Annotated in this window: 9 protein-coding genes; 3 read left to right on the forward strand and 6 right to left on the reverse strand. The window is 57.6% G+C overall.

Annotation, left to right across the window (positions count from 1 at the left end; genetic code table 11):
* Positions 1-3 precede the first annotated feature (3 nt).
* The 5 genes from CUN63_RS06635 to CUN63_RS06655 all read right to left on the reverse strand — a co-directional run bounded on the left by CUN63_RS06635 (position 4) and on the right by CUN63_RS06655 (position 4,317).
* A complete protein-coding gene (locus tag CUN63_RS06635; RefSeq protein WP_129438089.1) occupies positions 4-969 on the reverse strand; it encodes a glycosyltransferase family 2 protein in 966 nt (321 codons plus the stop codon).
* A complete protein-coding gene (locus CUN63_RS06640) occupies positions 966-1,340 on the reverse strand; it encodes a GtrA family protein (protein ID WP_129438091.1) in 375 nt (124 codons plus the stop codon). The genes CUN63_RS06635 and CUN63_RS06640 overlap by 4 nt, the downstream gene beginning before the upstream one ends.
* A 148-nt stretch (positions 1,341-1,488) precedes the next feature.
* Positions 1,489-3,003, reverse strand: a complete 1,515-nt coding sequence (locus CUN63_RS06645; protein WP_129438093.1) for a glucosyltransferase domain-containing protein — start codon at positions 3,001-3,003, stop codon at positions 1,489-1,491.
* Between the two features lies 1 nt (position 3,004).
* Positions 3,005-3,946, reverse strand: a complete 942-nt coding sequence (locus CUN63_RS06650) for a glycosyltransferase family 2 protein (protein WP_129438095.1) — start codon at positions 3,944-3,946, stop codon at positions 3,005-3,007.
* The gene (locus tag CUN63_RS06655; RefSeq protein WP_129438097.1) at positions 3,943-4,317 is read right to left on the reverse strand and encodes a GtrA family protein; all 375 of its coding nucleotides are present in this window, start codon (positions 4,315-4,317) and stop codon (positions 3,943-3,945) included. The genes CUN63_RS06650 and CUN63_RS06655 overlap by 4 nt, the downstream gene beginning before the upstream one ends.
* Before the next feature lie 245 nt (positions 4,318-4,562).
* Between CUN63_RS06655 and CUN63_RS06660 the strand changes: the two genes are divergently transcribed.
* Complete coding sequence (locus CUN63_RS06660) at positions 4,563-5,687, forward strand: OpgC family protein (protein ID WP_129438099.1); 1,125 nt, start codon at positions 4,563-4,565, stop codon at positions 5,685-5,687.
* A gap of 193 nt (positions 5,688-5,880) precedes the next feature.
* On the opposite strand, the gene CUN63_RS06665 is transcribed toward CUN63_RS06660, so the two are convergent.
* On the reverse strand, positions 5,881-7,299 hold the full coding sequence (locus CUN63_RS06665) for an amino acid permease (RefSeq protein ID WP_129438101.1): 1,419 nt from the start codon (positions 7,297-7,299) through the stop codon (positions 5,881-5,883).
* Between the two features lie 633 nt (positions 7,300-7,932).
* Between CUN63_RS06665 and CUN63_RS06670 the strand changes: the two genes are divergently transcribed.
* On the forward strand, positions 7,933-11,049 hold the full coding sequence (locus tag CUN63_RS06670; RefSeq protein ID WP_129438103.1) for a transglycosylase domain-containing protein: 3,117 nt from the start codon (positions 7,933-7,935) through the stop codon (positions 11,047-11,049).
* Positions 11,050-11,195: 146 nt separating this feature from the next.
* Positions 11,196-16,325, forward strand: coding sequence for an NEL-type E3 ubiquitin ligase domain-containing protein (locus tag CUN63_RS06675; RefSeq protein WP_306108952.1), 5,130 nt, complete (start codon positions 11,196-11,198; stop codon positions 16,323-16,325).
* The last annotated feature ends 24 nt before the right edge of the window (positions 16,326-16,349 follow it).

Below are 16,349 nucleotides of genomic sequence, written 5' to 3' on the forward strand. Positions count from 1 at the left end.
CGTTTAAATAATCCTTTTCAAACGGTTCGGCTCGCCGTGCTGAGTGGTGCGCGCCTCAATATTTCTAATCACATACCTGGGTCGGTGTTTGGATTCCATGTAGATCCGCCCGATGTACTCCCCCAATATTCCGATCCCAATCAGTTGTACACCTCCCAGAAACAAAACCACGGTCATCAGGGACGGATAACCTGGCACTTCGTTTCCATAGAGAAGCTTGTCCAGCACCATATAGGCGGCATAAACCAAAGCCAGCAGCGAGATGGCACCGCCGACATAGCTCCATACACGCAACGGCACCGTACTGAAGGAGGTAATTCCTTCCAGCGCCAGATTCCACAACTTCCAGCCATTGAACTTGCTCTGGCCGGCGGCGCGGGGCGCGCGGTCATATTCGATGGTCACGCTGTTAAACCCCGCCCACGACAACACACCTTTCATGAACAATTGCTGTTCCGGCAATTGCTTGATGACATCCACCACCTTGCGATCCATCAAACGAAAGTCGCCGACGTTTTCTTCAATGCGGGTGTAAGCAATACGGTTCAGCAGGTGGTAGAACATTGCCGCGCATTGACGTTTGAGATACCTGTCGGATGAGCGATCGCGACGCTTGGCCAAGACCACTTCGGCACCGTTCTCCCATTCGCTAATAAAGCGTGGGATGACATCTATCGGGTCTTGCAAGTCCACATCCATGGGAATGACGACATCGCCACTGGCATATTCCAGGCCTGCGAATAACGCCGGTTCCTTGCCGAAGTTGCGCGAGAAGTTGATGAGCAGCACGTCACCATCAACCAGAGTAATGGCTTGGGCGATATCCGCCGTTCTGTCCGTGCTGCCATCGTTGATGAACACGATCTCGATCTGGTGCCGACGCAAGGATGGTTCCTGGCGCACGGCCTGATAGAAATGCCCGATGGCCTGCTCTTCATTGAACACCGGAACGATCAAGGAAATCTTCATGCCTCGCGCTCGCGAAACACGACAAACCTCGAGAAAAAGAACCCGCAAAACAGGCTCAGAAGCGAAAACGAGGCAACGGTCACCAACCCATGAATTCGCCACCGATCAGCAAAGAGCCCGACGCCGAAGCTCAATACGCCCATGAAGCTCACAAAGAGCAGGTATCGGAGTACCGACACCCTCGCATCAAACGTATAAAGCGCATTCACATAGAAGGAAAATGATGCGGCGACGCAAAACGCCGCAAAATTACTGGCCGCCTGACTGAGTTGGGCAGCCGTGGTGAGCACGAAAAAAATCTGCCAATGAATGAGCGTATTGGCCACCCCAATCACTGTGTAGCTATAGAATCCTTTCCATAAAGCCTTCATGCCAGCGCCCTTCCTTGCCGCCGTTTCAGTTACCTCTCAAGCTAAAATCATGAGCCGGCGGCGTCTACTTTCAGAAATAACAGGTAGGCGACGTTTCCAGACCAACGGTCATTCTAACGATGTCGTCGCGAACCGTGCCCTTCACATTTCACCAGTGCAGCGCCTTAATCGGGGCTGGCTCTTTCATGACAATAAACCCGTAATCGCCCAGCAGATAAATCCGGTAGTACTGGCTCTCCAGCACCGGTGGATAACCCTGATAACCCACCCGGGTCGCGTTACGTCGTTCCTTCTCCGCAACGACGTTGGTGATGCCCACTTTCGGCAGGTTCTCGGCCAGCATGAAAAAGTCGATGTTCAGCAGATAGTGCAACACCGGCATCTGCTTGAACGAGCCCGCCGCCCCCCGCAGCCAGTGATCGGAATAGGTCACTGACATGTAAATGCGCTTGGCTTCGAGCAGTTGTCGATTCGACGCGATGTCGTGTTCAAGACTCAATAGCGCGCTGGACGCTAAGGCTTTCTGCACGGTCAGCACCCGCCCATAGGCGTACGACAGCGACAGCATCGCCAACAACGGAACCATCAACAACAGCGGCAGCCGCTGGTGGATTCGTGCCAGCGCCAGATGACTCAAATAGAACAACAGCACCAACAGGACCGCGAAGCCCATCAGGGTCCTGGCGCCTTCATTGAAGTCCCGGAAAAACAGCGCGACACCCGACACCAGCAGCGTCACGACCGGCAATGTCAGTAAACACACCATGCCGATCAGGATTTTCTTCAGCCCCGTGTCCTGACGTTCCAACACGTTCAGTCCCAGCCGGACACTGCCGGCAATGGCACACAGCAGCAGTGCGGCGAACACCCAGGCAAATCCGCCGTGAAACAGCAGCACGACTTTTTCCAGCACCCGGGCGATGTTGATTTGGAGTTGCAGCAGGGGCTGCGCCGTCCAGTTCAACAACAAGGTGCGATTTCCACTCATGAACGGATAAGCACTGACGCTGTAAATCAACCAGCCCAGGATGGCCTGCGATATTTTCCAGCCGATCAACTCCCACCACTGCGGCCAGACCAGCTTGTCGTTCGCGCTCCTGAGCAGTTCCAGGCAACACAGGCCCAGAAACACATTGAGGCTGACCTGATAAAGCCCTAGCGCCAGCGCAATCAGGAACGAAGGCACCAGCCAATGAACGATGCGCGAGGGATGACGGAAAGTGATCGCATAGATGACCGCCACCAGGCTCAACGCCATGGCGGGCCCGTCGTATTGATAGGACAGGTTTTGCAGAAAGAACGGGTTGTACCAGAGTGGCAATGGCACCAGGCAGCAGGCAATCGTCGGTTGCGGGTAGTAATGAAACGTCAGGCTGGCCAACGCCGCGGCCATGGCCAGCGTGGCGATCAACAGCGGTAGCGGAAAGATGTTCGGTGCGGCATTGCCGAAGGTCAGCAGGTTGTAGATCAGCTCGGTGAATAACCGTCCCTGCTCCGCCCAGGCCGAACCGGCCGCGGCCGACAACGATCGCCAGTTGTCATCGATATACGGATAGTCCGCAAGGATCAGCGGCGCCACATACACAAAGGTCGCCAATAGAAAAAACAGCCAGACCTGCCGACGCCCGAGTTCCTTGCTGAAAAAGTCGCTGAACCTGCCCATGCTAAATCCCGAGCCGGTCTTTGCCGCCCACGACGTCTTTGACGATATAGCGCGGCCGATGTTTGGCTTCGATGTAGATGCGGCCGACGTACTCACCGAGGATGCCGATGCCGATCAGCTGCACGCCGCCGAGAAACAGGATCGCGGTCATCAACGACGGGTAACCGGGGACGCTGTTGCCGAAGAAAATCTTGTCCAGCACCATGTACACCGCGTAGAGCACCGCGAAGATCGAAATACCGCCACCGACGTAAGTCCATAAGCGCAACGGCACCGTACTGAAGGAGGTCACGCCTTCCAGCGCCAGGTTCCAGAGCTTCCAGCCATTGAACTTGCTGGTGCCCGCCACTCGCTCGGCTCGCTCGTATTCCACCACCACGGTGGTGAACCCGGCCCATGACAGCACGCCTTTCATGAACAACTGGTGCTCGGGAAGCGCGCGAATCACGTTGACCACCTTACGGTCCATCAGCCGGAAATCGCCGACGTTTTCTTCGATGCGGGTGTAAGCGATACGGTTCAGCACACGGTAGAACAGCGACGCGCTGTGGCGTTTCAGGTAACTGTCGGCGGTGCGATCCCGGCGTTTGGCGAGCACCACATCCGCGCCTTTTTGCCATTCGCCAATCAGCCGCGGGATGACGCTGATCGGGTCCTGCAAATCGACATCCATGGGAATCACCGCATCGCCGGAGGCATACTCCAGGCCGGCGAACAATGCCGGCTCCTTGCCGAAGTTGCGTGAGAAGTTGATCAGCAATACCTGTTCATCGGCCTGCGCCAGGGCCTTGACCTCTTCAGCCGTCCGGTCGGAACTGCCATCGTTGATGAACACGATTTCGACCTCAGCCTGGTCAAGCCTCAACTCGCGACGCACGGCCTGATAAAACAGACTGATCGCCTGTTCTTCATTGAATACCGGAACGATCAACGAGACTTTCATGCACTACGCTCGCGAAAGACCACGTACTTTGAAAACAGAAAGCCCAGCACCAGGCTCAATGCCGAAAAGATAGCCACCGTCAGCAGGCCGTGAAGTCTCCACACGTCGCCTGCATGGCCGACGCCCAGACTCAGCGCCCCCATTGTTCCCAAGAATAGAAGATAGCCGCCGACCGACGCCTTGGTATCGAAGGTATACAGCGCGTTCATATAGAAGGAAAACGAGGCGGCAACGCTGAAGGCAGCCAGGTTGCTGACAGCCTGACTGAAGCCGGCCCCCACGCTCAGCAGGAAAAAAATTTGCCAGTGGATCAGCGTGTTGGCGACCCCGACCACCGTGTAGCTGGAAAATCCTTTCCACAAGAGCCTCATGCTGGTTCTCCTGTTTCACCTCATAAAACTTTGAACCTGTCTACTGTCAGAAATCACAGGTCTGACGACCTTTCAGACCAGCGGTCAAGGCTTGCTTCAACGCCAGGAGACATCCCGTAATATCCCGGTTTTGCAATTACTTGCGAATCACGCCACCCTGCGCGCCGCCAATGTGATGTGCGGCGCGCAACCTTTAGCGCCGCCGGCTACTCCTTACCTCAACACCCGTTCACGAGCCCGCCGTCATGACGTTTGAGCGCGATCACCGAATCGACTTTTTTCGCGGCCTGGCACTGATCTTCATTTTTTGGGATCACGTGCCTCACAACCCCCTTGGCCAAATCACCCTGCGCAATGTCGGTTTCAGCGATGCCGCAGAAATATTCGTATTTCTCGCCGGCTACGCGGCCGTTCTGGCCTACGGCAAAATCCTTGCACGCGATGGTTACCTGATCGCCTGCGTGAAGATTCTGCGGCGCGCCTGGGTGCTCTACGTGGTGCATATTTTCCTGCTGGCCATGCTGATGGGCATCGTCTTCTTCGCCAACAGCCATGTGGAAACCCGCGATCTGGTGGAGGAAATGGGCCTGCATCACTTCATCACCAACCCCCAGCAAGCGTTGACGGATGAGTTACTGCTGCGCTTCAAGCCGAACCTGATGGACCCGCTGCCGCTGTACATCGTGCTGCTGGCGGGATTGCCACTGGTCCTGCCGTTGCTGATGCGTAAACCGTGGGCGGTCGTAGCGGTGTCATTGGCGGTGTACCTGCTGGCACCGCGGTTTGGCTGGAACCTTGCGGCCATCAAGGACGGTGTGTGGTACTTCAACCCCGTCACCTGGCAACTGCTGTTTATCCTCGGCGGCTTTGCGGCAATTCACGGGCAGCGGCCACGGTTGCCCGACGCTCGCCCACTGTTGCGCCAGCCCTTGTTTGTCAGCGCGGCGGTGTACGTGGTGGTGACCGGCGTGATTACTGTCTCCTGGCGCTGGCCGGAAATACACGATGCCGTGATGCCGGCCATCCTGAGCAATCTGCTGTACCCGATCAGCAAGACCGATCTGTCGCCGGTCCGTCTGCTGCACTTCCTGGCGCTGGCCTATGTCACCGCCAGGCTCTTGCCCGGCAACGGCTGGACGCAAAACTGGCTGGCGCAGCAATGCTGTCGCATGGGGCGCTACTCACTGGAAGTTTTCTGCCTCGGCGTGCTGTTGGCGCCCTTGGCGGACATGCTCAACGCCCTGACCGATGATGCGTTTGCCATGCAGGTTTTCACCGCATTGGTGGGTGCCGGGGTGATGGCGTTGCTGGGGGCGTGGCTGGATTTCAACAAGCGGTTGAATCGGCAAATGTCGGTGGCGGCCGCTTAAGATCAAAAGATCGCAGCCTCGTTTCACTCGACAGCTCCTACACGGAAATGTGTTTGCCGATCGTCCGTGTACGTTCGTCAATTGCAATTCCTGTAGGAGCTGTCGAGTGAAACGAGGCTGCAATCTTTTGATCCTCCAAACCCAAAAGCCCCGATCATCACGACCGGGGCTTTTTCATTTCAGGCGTTACGTCTTACGAAGCCGAACGCACCGCACCCTGCGACACATTGGTCGGTTGCAGCTTGAACACGTAGAACAACACCGTCAGCAGGACCAGGAACGCCGGGCCCACATAGAGCGCCACGCGAGTGTCCGGGAAGTACGCCATCAGGCCGACCACCAGCACCAAAAACGCCAGCGCCAGGTACGAGCTGACCGGGTACAACCACATCTTGTATTTCAGGCCGGCACGTTCGCTGGCGCTCAGGCCTTTGCGGAACTTGAGCTGGGCCAGCAGGATCATCACCCAGGTCCAGATCGCGCCGAAGGTGGCAATCGCCGTCACCCAGACGAACACTTTCTCAGGTACCAGGTAGTTGAGCAGCACGCCCAGCAACAAGGCACCGATCGACAGCAGCAAGGCGCGACGCGGCACGCCGTTGTTCGAAGTCTTGGCAAAGCCGGCCGGGGCCTGACCATTCTGCGCCAGGCTGTACAGCATGCGCCCGGTGCTGAAGATGCCGCCGTTGCAGGACGACAGTGCCGCGGTGATCACCACGAAGTTGATGATGCCGGCGGCGGTCTTGATGCCCAGGCGCTCGAAGGTCATCACGAACGGGCTGCCCTGGGTGCCGATTTCGTTCCACGGGTAGATCGACAGGATCACGAACAGCGCGCCGACGTAGAACAGCAGAATCCGCCAGAACACCGAGCCGATCGCATTGGGAATGGTCTTCTGCGGGTTCTTCGCTTCACCGGCGGTCAGGCCGATCATCTCGACACCGAGGTAGGCGAACATCACCATTTGCAGGGACATCAACACGCCTTGCACGCCGTTGGGCATGAAGCCGCCATGCGCCCAGAGATTGGAAATCCCCAGCGCCACGCCGTCGTTACCGAAGCCGAACGCGATCACGCCGATGCCGCCGACGACCATCGCAACGATGGTCACGATCTTGATCAGGGCGAACCAGAACTCGAACTCACCGAAGGCTTTCACCGCGATCAGGTTGATCGAGCCCATGCTGATCAACGCAGCGAGTGCCCAGATCCAGCGCGGCACATCGGGGAACCAGACGCCCATGTACACCGCCACCGCGGTGATTTCCGCAACGCAGGTCACCAGCCACAGGAACCAGTAGTTCCAACCGGTCAGGAAGCCCGCCAATGGGCCGAGGTAGTCTTGAGCATACCGACTGAAGGAGCCGGCGACCGGGTTGTGCACCGCCATTTCGCCGAGGGCGCGCATGATCACCAGGATCGCCAGACCGCCGATGATGTAGGAAAGCATGATTGCCGGGCCAGCCATCTCGATGGCCTTGGCCGAACCGAGGAACAAACCGACGCCGATACAGGCACCGAGCGCCATCAAGCGAATATGCCGTTCGCCGAGTTCGCGTTTGAGCGGGCCGCCTTGAGCGGTCTCGCCATTGGGCAGGTGATTGCCTGGCATAGGGGTACAACCTCGTCTTGTTATTGGATATGACCACCGAGTGTCGAAGCGCTGACCGGTAAGCCAATGCTTTTCTGAAACCGGGCCTGCTTCGTGGGCAAACCCGTCTTGTAGGACAACACCTGCAAGATCAGCGGGGCGTGCAGTATAAAAAGCTTCCTACAGGGTTTTTCACTCTATAAACCACAACATTCAGCGAGAACTCTCGGGAAAAGTTAGGTTTACGGAGGGGCATTACCTGCCTTACGTAGGATTATTCGCCAATGAAACGGCGCGGAGTATTGCACGGTAATGGTGCATCGTCATGTCCCCAACTTAGGCGGCATTTACGCTCCGATGGCTCTAATCCAAGTATCTCTGGCATACACACTGCCGCCCCTTGTAGCAGCTGCCGAAGGCTGCGTTCGGCTGCGCAGCAGACGTAAATCAGACACTGCGGTATGCCAGACAGGTCAAGGTCACAGAATTAGCGCCTGCTGCGCAGTCGAACGCAGCCTTCGGCAGCTGCTACAGGGACCCACTTGGATCCGGAAAAAAACCGGGAGAACCCTGTTCACAATTTTTTCACCAAGGCCAACCACCGTCTAAGCTTCAGACAAGTCCTCTCAATCTGCGTGAATGGATCAGTCGACTATGGGCGTTTTATGGCAAACCGATTCGAGAAAAAATGTGGTTCCGACTGAACGTGTGGATGAAACGCCTTTACCTGAAAAACCCCCTCGCAGTCGTACGAAGCACGGGTGGGGGGCGTTCTGGTTGTTGTTGCTGATAATACTGATTGTCCTGGGGCTGGCCGCGGCCAAGGAAATGCGCACGTCGAAGTTTCAATCCCGGGAACTCAGCCAATTCGCCGCCACCCTGAGCTACGAGCTGAAACCCGGTCCCAGCGATGCCATTCACTATCCCGGCGGAGGTCCTTTCGACCTGCGTCTGGGCTACAGCTCTCTGGATGAATTCCTGCCGCGTCTGATCAAGCGTGACTACGTTGTGGCGGCACAGACCCGGTTTTCCCAAAAATTGATGGACTACACCGACAAGGGCTTTTTCGTGCCCTACGCGGAGAAAATCCAGGCTGGATTGTCGATCACCGATTGCCGTGGTGCACCGCTTTACCAGTACAAATACCCACAACAACTGTATTCAAGCTTTGCGGCGATCCCCCCTGTGGTGGTCAACAGTTTGCTGTTCATCGAAAACCGCTTTCTGCTCGATCCCCTTCAGCCACGGGCCAACCCTGCCGTGGATTGGCCTCGGTTCGGCATGGCGGCGTGGTCCCAGGTCGCCAAGTTGTTGCACCTGCCGGGCCAGTCGGCGGGCGGCAGTACCCTGGCAACGCAACTTGAGAAGTACCGGCATTCGCCCGATGGCCTGACTGTGTCGGGTGCGGAAAAAATCCGTCAGATGATTTCTGCCAGCGTGCGCGCCTATCAGGCCGGACCGGAGACCCTCGAAGCCCGGCAGAACGTGATTCGCGATTACCTCAACAGCGTGCCCCTGTCGGCAGTACCGGGCCACGGTGAAGTGCATGGCATGGCCGAAGGTTTGCGCGTCTGGTACGGCGCCGATTTCAACCAGGCCAACGAGCGGCTGGCCAGCAAGGAGACTGATCCGAAAAGCATGTCGAAAAAAGGTCTGGCCCTGCGTGAGATGCTGTCTTTGATGATTGCCCAGCGCCGTCCTTCCCACTACCTGACCAAGGGCCACGATGAACTTTCCGAACTCACCGACAGCCACATTCGTCTGCTGGCACTCAATAGCGTGATCGATGCGCCACTCGCGGCAGCGGCATTGGCCAGCAAAGTGACCTATCGCGACTGGCAGACACAGCCAACCATTCAGCCGATCGAAACCAACAAGGGCATCAGCGTGGCGCGCAGTCGTCTGGGCGGGTTGCTCAACCGTCCGCTGTACGACCTCGATCGCCTTGATCTCTCCGCCACCAGCACCCTGCAAGGCGAGCTGCAAACCAAGGCCACCGAATACCTCAAACGCTTGGCCGACCCGGTTTTTGCGACGCAGATCGGTTTGATGGGCGAACGCCTGCTCACCCCCACCAGTACCGCTCAAGTGCGCTACAGCTTCACGCTATTCGAACTGACCCCGGACGGCTCGCGGGTGCGGGTGCAGACCGACAGCACCGACCAGCCGTTCGATATCAATGAAGGCAGCAAGCTGGAACTGGGCTCCACCGCAAAAATGCGCGTGCTCACCACTTACCTGCAAATCATCGCCGAGCTGCACGATAAGTACGCAGAGATGACCGTCCCGGAGCTGAAGAAGGTCGACGTCCCTGACCAGGACCGCCTGAGTCGCTGGGCCGTCGATTACCTGATCCAGAACAAAGACCGCAACTTGCCAGGCATGCTCGGCGCTGCGCTGGATCGCAAATACTCGGCCAGCCCCGGCGAAGCTTTTTTCACCGGTGGCGGGCTGCACACATTCGTTAACTTTCGCAAAGAAGACAACGGCCGCCTCCCTACCCTGCGTGATGCCCTGCGTGAGTCGATCAACCTGCCGTTCATTCGGCTGATGCGTGACCTGGTGCGTTACACCACGTATTCAGGCCCCAACAGCAGCGCCGAATTGCTCAAGGACGACCGCGACCCTCGCCGCCAGGAATACCTCGCCTCGTTTGCCGACCGCGAAGGCACGTCGTTCCTGCTGAAGTTCTGGAAGAAATACAAGAACAAGGACACCCAGGCGCGGCTCGAGACCTTCCTCGACAGCATGCGCCCGACACCGATCCGCATGGCCGCGGTGCATCGTTATCTGTTGCCACAGGCCAGTCAGGAAAGCTTCAACATGTTTGTGCGCGCGCACCTCAAAGGCGCCAAGCTCACCGAAAAACTGACCGACGAACGCCTCCAACGGCTCTACGAAAGCTACGGCCCTGGCGCCTACGACCTACCGGACCAGGGCTTCATCGCCAAGGTTCACCCGCTGGATCTTTGGTTGATGGGCTACTTGTTGAACAACCCCGACGCCAAGTTCAGCCAGATCGTCAAAGCCAGCCAGTTCGAACGCCAGGAAGTCTACAGCTGGTTATTCAAAAGCCGTCACAAGGGCGCCCGCGACAGTCGCATCCGCACCATGCTGGAGATCGAAGCGTTCCTCGACATTCACCAGCGCTGGCAGAAAGTCGGCTATCCGTTCGATCACCTGGTGCCGTCGCTGGCCACCGCCATCGGCAGTTCCGGCGACCGTCCGGCAGCATTGGCGGAGCTGATCGGTACCATCCTCAACGACGGCGTGCGCATGCCCACACTGCGCATCGACAGCCTGCACTTCGCGGCGAATACGCCGTATGAAACCAAACTGATCAATGACCCGGATGTCGGCAAGCGAGTCATGCCCTCCGAGGTCGCCACGGCCATGCGCGAAGCCTTGTCGCAAGTGGTCGATGCCGGTACGGCCAAACGTGTTTCTGGCAGTTTCATCACGCCGGATGGCAAACCGTTGGCCATGGGCGGCAAAACCGGTACGGGCGATAACCGCATCGAAGCCTTCGGTTCGGGTGGGCGAATTCTGAGTTCGAAATCCATTAACCGCACCGCGACCTTCGTGTTCTACATCGGCGATCGTCACTTCGGCACGATGACTGCGTTCGTGCCCGGGCAATCGGCCGAAGCGTTCAAATTCACCTCGGCCTTGCCAGTGCAAGTGCTCAAGGGGATGGCGCCAATTCTGACGCCGTACCTGCAACCGGGTAGCAGTGTCGCGTGTCAGCCGGTTGCGACATCGCGACTGTGAGCTTTTGCGCAGCAGGTGGTATTTAATTATTTTTCAGATTCGAATACTTACCTGTTTACCGGCTGAAAGCGCCGGTTAAGCACAGATCTTTAGACTGTTGTTTTTAGCCCCGACAGATAGGCTGATCATTCTTAAAACGATCAAGGATGATTGCCATGTCTGACGCTCCCACGCTCGGCCAAAACATCAACAAGGGCCGGCACTACGAGTTCATCAAAAACACCATCAGCGACAACTTCAAAGACGCCACTGTCGGCAGAGGCCGGGCACTGGCGGCTACTGGATTGAAGATTGAGCCGTGGTACACCACATCGCCCGCCACCCATCATGACAAGCTGAAAGCGGCCAACCTCAAGGCATGGCGTTCGCAGAATACGGTCGACAAACTGTTCGAAAAACTGGACCTCCATTCGTTCGCCGCGCCCCTGCTCCAGGCAGAGCTCAAAAAGCGTTACGGAGTCGAGCATGACGTCAAGACGACCTACGTGCGCCTGTACCTTCCCAAGGATTTGCCGTGGTATGTGATGGACCTGTGGGATGGTGTCACAGCCCGAACCGTGTCCATGCTGGATGCGGCGCTGCACAACTTTGCAAAGAGTGAAAAGGTTGATACCGGCTCGGACTTCATCACCGAACCCGACCATCGCGGGCACTTCGATGTCCTGTCGATCAAGCGGAAAATGACCATCAGCCAGTTCCAGGCGCTGTGCCGGGAACTGGACATTGGCGCCCGATATAAAGCATATCTCGAAAGCTACCTGCTCCCCGGCGACCCCGCGGCCAAAGCCTTCCTTCGACACACTGTGACTGAAAGCCAGAAAGACGCACTCGCCGTCGCCGCGCAACTGGCGCTGATGACCGAGGATATCCAATACGACGCCTACAAACTGATACTGGCGCTGGCAAAGGGCGAATCTCTACCGCTCCTCAATGGGAAACAAATGCTGTGTTGCGATTTCTCCATGATGGGGACGCGTATGACCGGCATTGTTCTTTTGCTTCCTGTCATGCAAGACAGCGGAGGTATTCGACGGCTCATTGCCTATGTTCCCCATGACCCGGATCACCCGCTCAAGGAATACGAATCAACAGATGCCTTCATGACGGAACTGGCGCGCCAATTGCGCGAAAACAAGGTCGGCGCCTCATCCAGGCAGAGTTACCGACAATTCTTCAGCCAGTTTGTCGATCAACAGCAGCGCGGGCATTTTTTTGCCAATATGGATCGAGGCCTCACCACCATCAAATGGCATGAGAAAGGAGATCGGACGGATCCGCGTCCAGCGTGGCGCGAAGAACCTGTACCTCGCCTTCGCTTGCAGTTCCTGTCCCTGCCAGTTCCTCGGGATTACTGGACATATGCCTACCAGCAGAAACTCAACAAGGTCCTCAACGACGCGCGTGAAATCGCCGTGTCCACCGCCGACACAGATACCAAGGCGCGCTGGGCCTGGTGGGACAACTTCAAGAAAATCGTATCGGACCTTTTCAACGTCGCCCTGTTGATCGCCACGCCATTCGTGCCGGGTCTGGGCGAACTGATGATGGCCTATACCGCTTATCAACTGACGAATGACGTCATTGAAGGCATTGTCGATCTGGCCGAAGGTCTGGCAGTTGAAGCAACCGAACATGTGATCAGCGTGGTGACGGACGTCATTCAACTGGTGGCGTTTGGGGCGGGTGCAGCGATTGGCAGCACGCTTAGATTCAAATTGTCGGCGCTGGTCGAGGGCATGAACCCGGTCACGTTGCCCAACGGCAAACAGTCGCTGTGGCATTCCGATCTCAAGCCTTATGAACAAGCCAGCTTGAACCTGCCCACTGATTCGAAACCCGACGCCCTCGGCCTGCACCGACACCTCAATCAGAACATCCTGCCACTTGAAGGCAAACTCTACGCCCTTGAAACCACTTCGCGCGATCCGAGCGCCACACACCGCCTCAAACACCCCACCCGACCGAATGCCTACTCGCCGAAGCTCAAACACAACGGCAGCGGCGCCTGGGTGTTCGAGGGCGAAAATCCGCTCGACTGGAAAGGTGAAATCCTGATGCGCCGCCTCGGCCAAAGCGTCGAGCGCTTTACACCAGCGGAGCGCGAACGGATCCGGATCAGCAGCGGAACCGACGAAGGGGAACTGCGGCGCATGCATGCCGAGCATGCGCCACCGCCGCCACTGCTGGTCGACGCGATCAAGCGCTTCGGCGCGTTTGACGATGTACAGACCGCCAGTGCGAACATCCGTGCCGGACGACCGCTCGACCCATCGTCCGTGTGGTTCGAACCACTGCTGACAAGGCTCCAGGGCTGGCCCGCCGAACGGGCGCTGAAGGTTTATGAACGGTCTGACTTGAGTGGTCAGTCACGCACCTACGGCAACGCCCACGCAAATGATGCCAATACCCTGAGCATCGGCCTGCCAGAACTCCTGTCCGGCCGACTGCCCGAACGGGTTTCTGTCTTTTTGAACGACACCGAAATCAACACCCTGCTGGGGCGCGACGTACCACGCGCCGAACGCACCCAAGCCGTGCGTGACCGATTGGCGGATGCCGTCGATCAGCAACAGGGCGAAATGTCCAAACGTGTGTACCAGGCGGGTGAACGGTCGAACAGGGCGCAAACCCGCGTGCTGAAACAGACGTTCCCGGACATGCCGCTCACGCTCACGGAAAAAGTCCTGACTGAAGCAAAGCCAGCCGAACTGCAACGAATAGCCGATGAAAGTCGCCTGCCCCTGAGGATCAAAACCCTGGCGCGCGAAGTGAATTTCGAAGCGTCCACCGCCCGCGCCTACGACGGTTTTTATCGCGACGAAATGATGGTGCCGAACACCGAAATGCTAGCGCTGAGAACCCTGACACTTCATAACGAGAGCCTGAGCGATTTGCGCATTGAGGTGCGAGATGGCGCATTTGACGGCCCGCTACGCTGTAGTGTCGGCCCCGATGATGCCTCGACGGTACGGCTACTGATCCGCGATGGGCTGGGCCGCTACGAGGTGCTCGACGGGGACAACCGGCAGCTGCACAAAGCCGGCGACTTCTACGAAGCGATACTGAATGCCCTGCCCGACGACCAGCGCACGGCATTGGGGTACGCGCGCGGTCACGGTCGCCTGCTCAAACTATGGATCATGGAAACCTCCGCGCCGTCGGGCGAACGCCGAACATTGCTGGCGGAACCGCCCATTCGCGCCGTTGCCACGACTGAAACCGTCAATCTGGTGCGTGGTCCGTTCTGGTTTTTTGGCGAAAAAACCCCGGAGCAGAGGATCAAGGAGCTGCATCCGCAATTGAGCGATCAGCAAGTCACCCGGTTTCTTGAGGCGTTGCGTGCCAAGGGCGATCCCGACCAGGCCATCGACCGCATCAGGGATGACCTCAAGCAATTGCGCAACACCTTACAGGCGTGGCGGGAAAACCAGCCGACTCAATTCGACAGTGTCGGGGATCCCATCGCCGGGATTAACAGGGACTTCCTGCAAAACGGCGGAAGGCATATCGAGGAGCGGCTGCTTGAGTGCTTCGAACGCAAGAGCGAAACGTTCGGCGAGCGCAATATCCATCCGGACGGTGGCTATACGCTGGATCTTTCCGCCGAAATCATGGGCCCGGATCTCGAACGCTGGTGGAAGCAAGTACGCAAGCTGGCCGACATCGGAAAGTTCCTTGACCAGATCACCGTGCTGAACCTGGACAAAGCGCGTTTTTCGGTCGACAGCAACGGTCTCTTGAACGACTTCCCGAACCTTCGTCAGCTGAGCGCCCGCAACACTGGATTGACCACGGTGCCATCCGATATCGGCAAGCTGGGTCAACTGACAACCCTGGATTTGGCTGACAACCGAATCAGTCTGAGTTCCAATTCGCTCGAGCAGTTGAGCAACCTCACCCACCTGGAAACACTGAGGCTGGACGGCAATCCGCTGCGCCAGCCCCCGAATGTAGGCGGCATGCGCGACTTGAAAGTGTTAGGTCTGGCGAATACCGGTATCGAAGACTGGCCGCAAGGTCTTTTCAGCGACGCGGCCGGCGAGAGAAACCGCCCGCGTGGCTTTGCTCTCGACATGCGCCAATGCGCAATCAAGACCGTACCGGAGGTCGCTCCAGGGTCGGATCAAGCGTTCATCCTGGCACGTGCGCGATTCGGCACCCTGCGACTTTCCGATGCCGACCGGATCCGTTTTGGCGACTACCGCGAATCGATGGGCTTTGCCCGTCAGCAGGTCTATTCAGGAGCTGTAGAGGATGAACTGAGCCATTGGAAGCCGTCCTCGAACGCACCATCGGTTTTCGATTTGTCCGAGGGTTACAAAGTACACAGGGAAGAGTCCTGGCACGATGTGATGGCCGAACCCGGCTCCACCGATTTTTTCAGGGTCATCAGTAAACAGAGAGAGAGCCGGGATTACCGGGACGTCGGAGCTCGCCAGCAGTTGACCAAGCGCGTCTGGCAAATGATCGATGCCATGGCGCTGGACTCCGATTTGCGCGAAGAACTGTTTAAACAGGCCAGTCAACCCGAGAGCTGCGCGGATGCCGGGTCGCAGCTGTTCAACAACATGGGGCTCAAAGTACTGGTGTCGCAAGCGTACACAGAATCGGCGTCCACCACGGTGCTCGACGACAAACTGGTCAGGCTGGCCCGTAGCGCCGCTCGCCTGGAAAAGGTCGGTGATGTCGCCAGAGCCGAAATCAGCAGCCAGCAGCAAAAGTTTCTGATCAATCCGGCAAACAACACCGCTCCGGATGATGTGGAAGTGCACCTGGCGTTTGAAACGGGACTGGCGAAACGCCTGGAGTTGCCGTGGCAGTCCGAGGGCATGCTGTTTGAACCGAGATCCGGTGTAGATCGGGCGAAAATCGACACAGCCTATGACACGATCATCGAACGGGAGAAAGGCGACGGGCTGGTCAATGGGATGGTCGATGCATTCGAGAACCCGTTCTGGGAACAACATTTGCGTAAAACCTACCCTGAACAGTTCGAGTCGAACGATCAACTTTTCAAGGAAAAACAAGGGCAGCTCGAAGAGCTGCGCGAGGTTCAAAACCAGTGGGCAAATAATCAGGATAAGGCTCAGACAACACGGCTTCAGAAAAAACTGGAAGCGTTAGCCCGAGTGCTGAACGTTCCAGAGAAAGACGTGTTCAGTGGTGAAGAAATGAGCACCTCGTTTTACAACAGACTGGTTCGAGACATGGGCTATGCACGGAACGAGTTGGCCAGAGACCTGACTCGGGCAGCGATGGCACGAGCCGGGCTTTGAAAATGTAACGCGCCTGGGGATCTT

Source organism: Pseudomonas sp. ACM7 (assembly GCF_004136015.1).
In the GTDB taxonomy this organism is placed as follows: Bacteria; Pseudomonadota; Gammaproteobacteria; order Pseudomonadales; family Pseudomonadaceae; genus Aquipseudomonas; species Aquipseudomonas frigoris.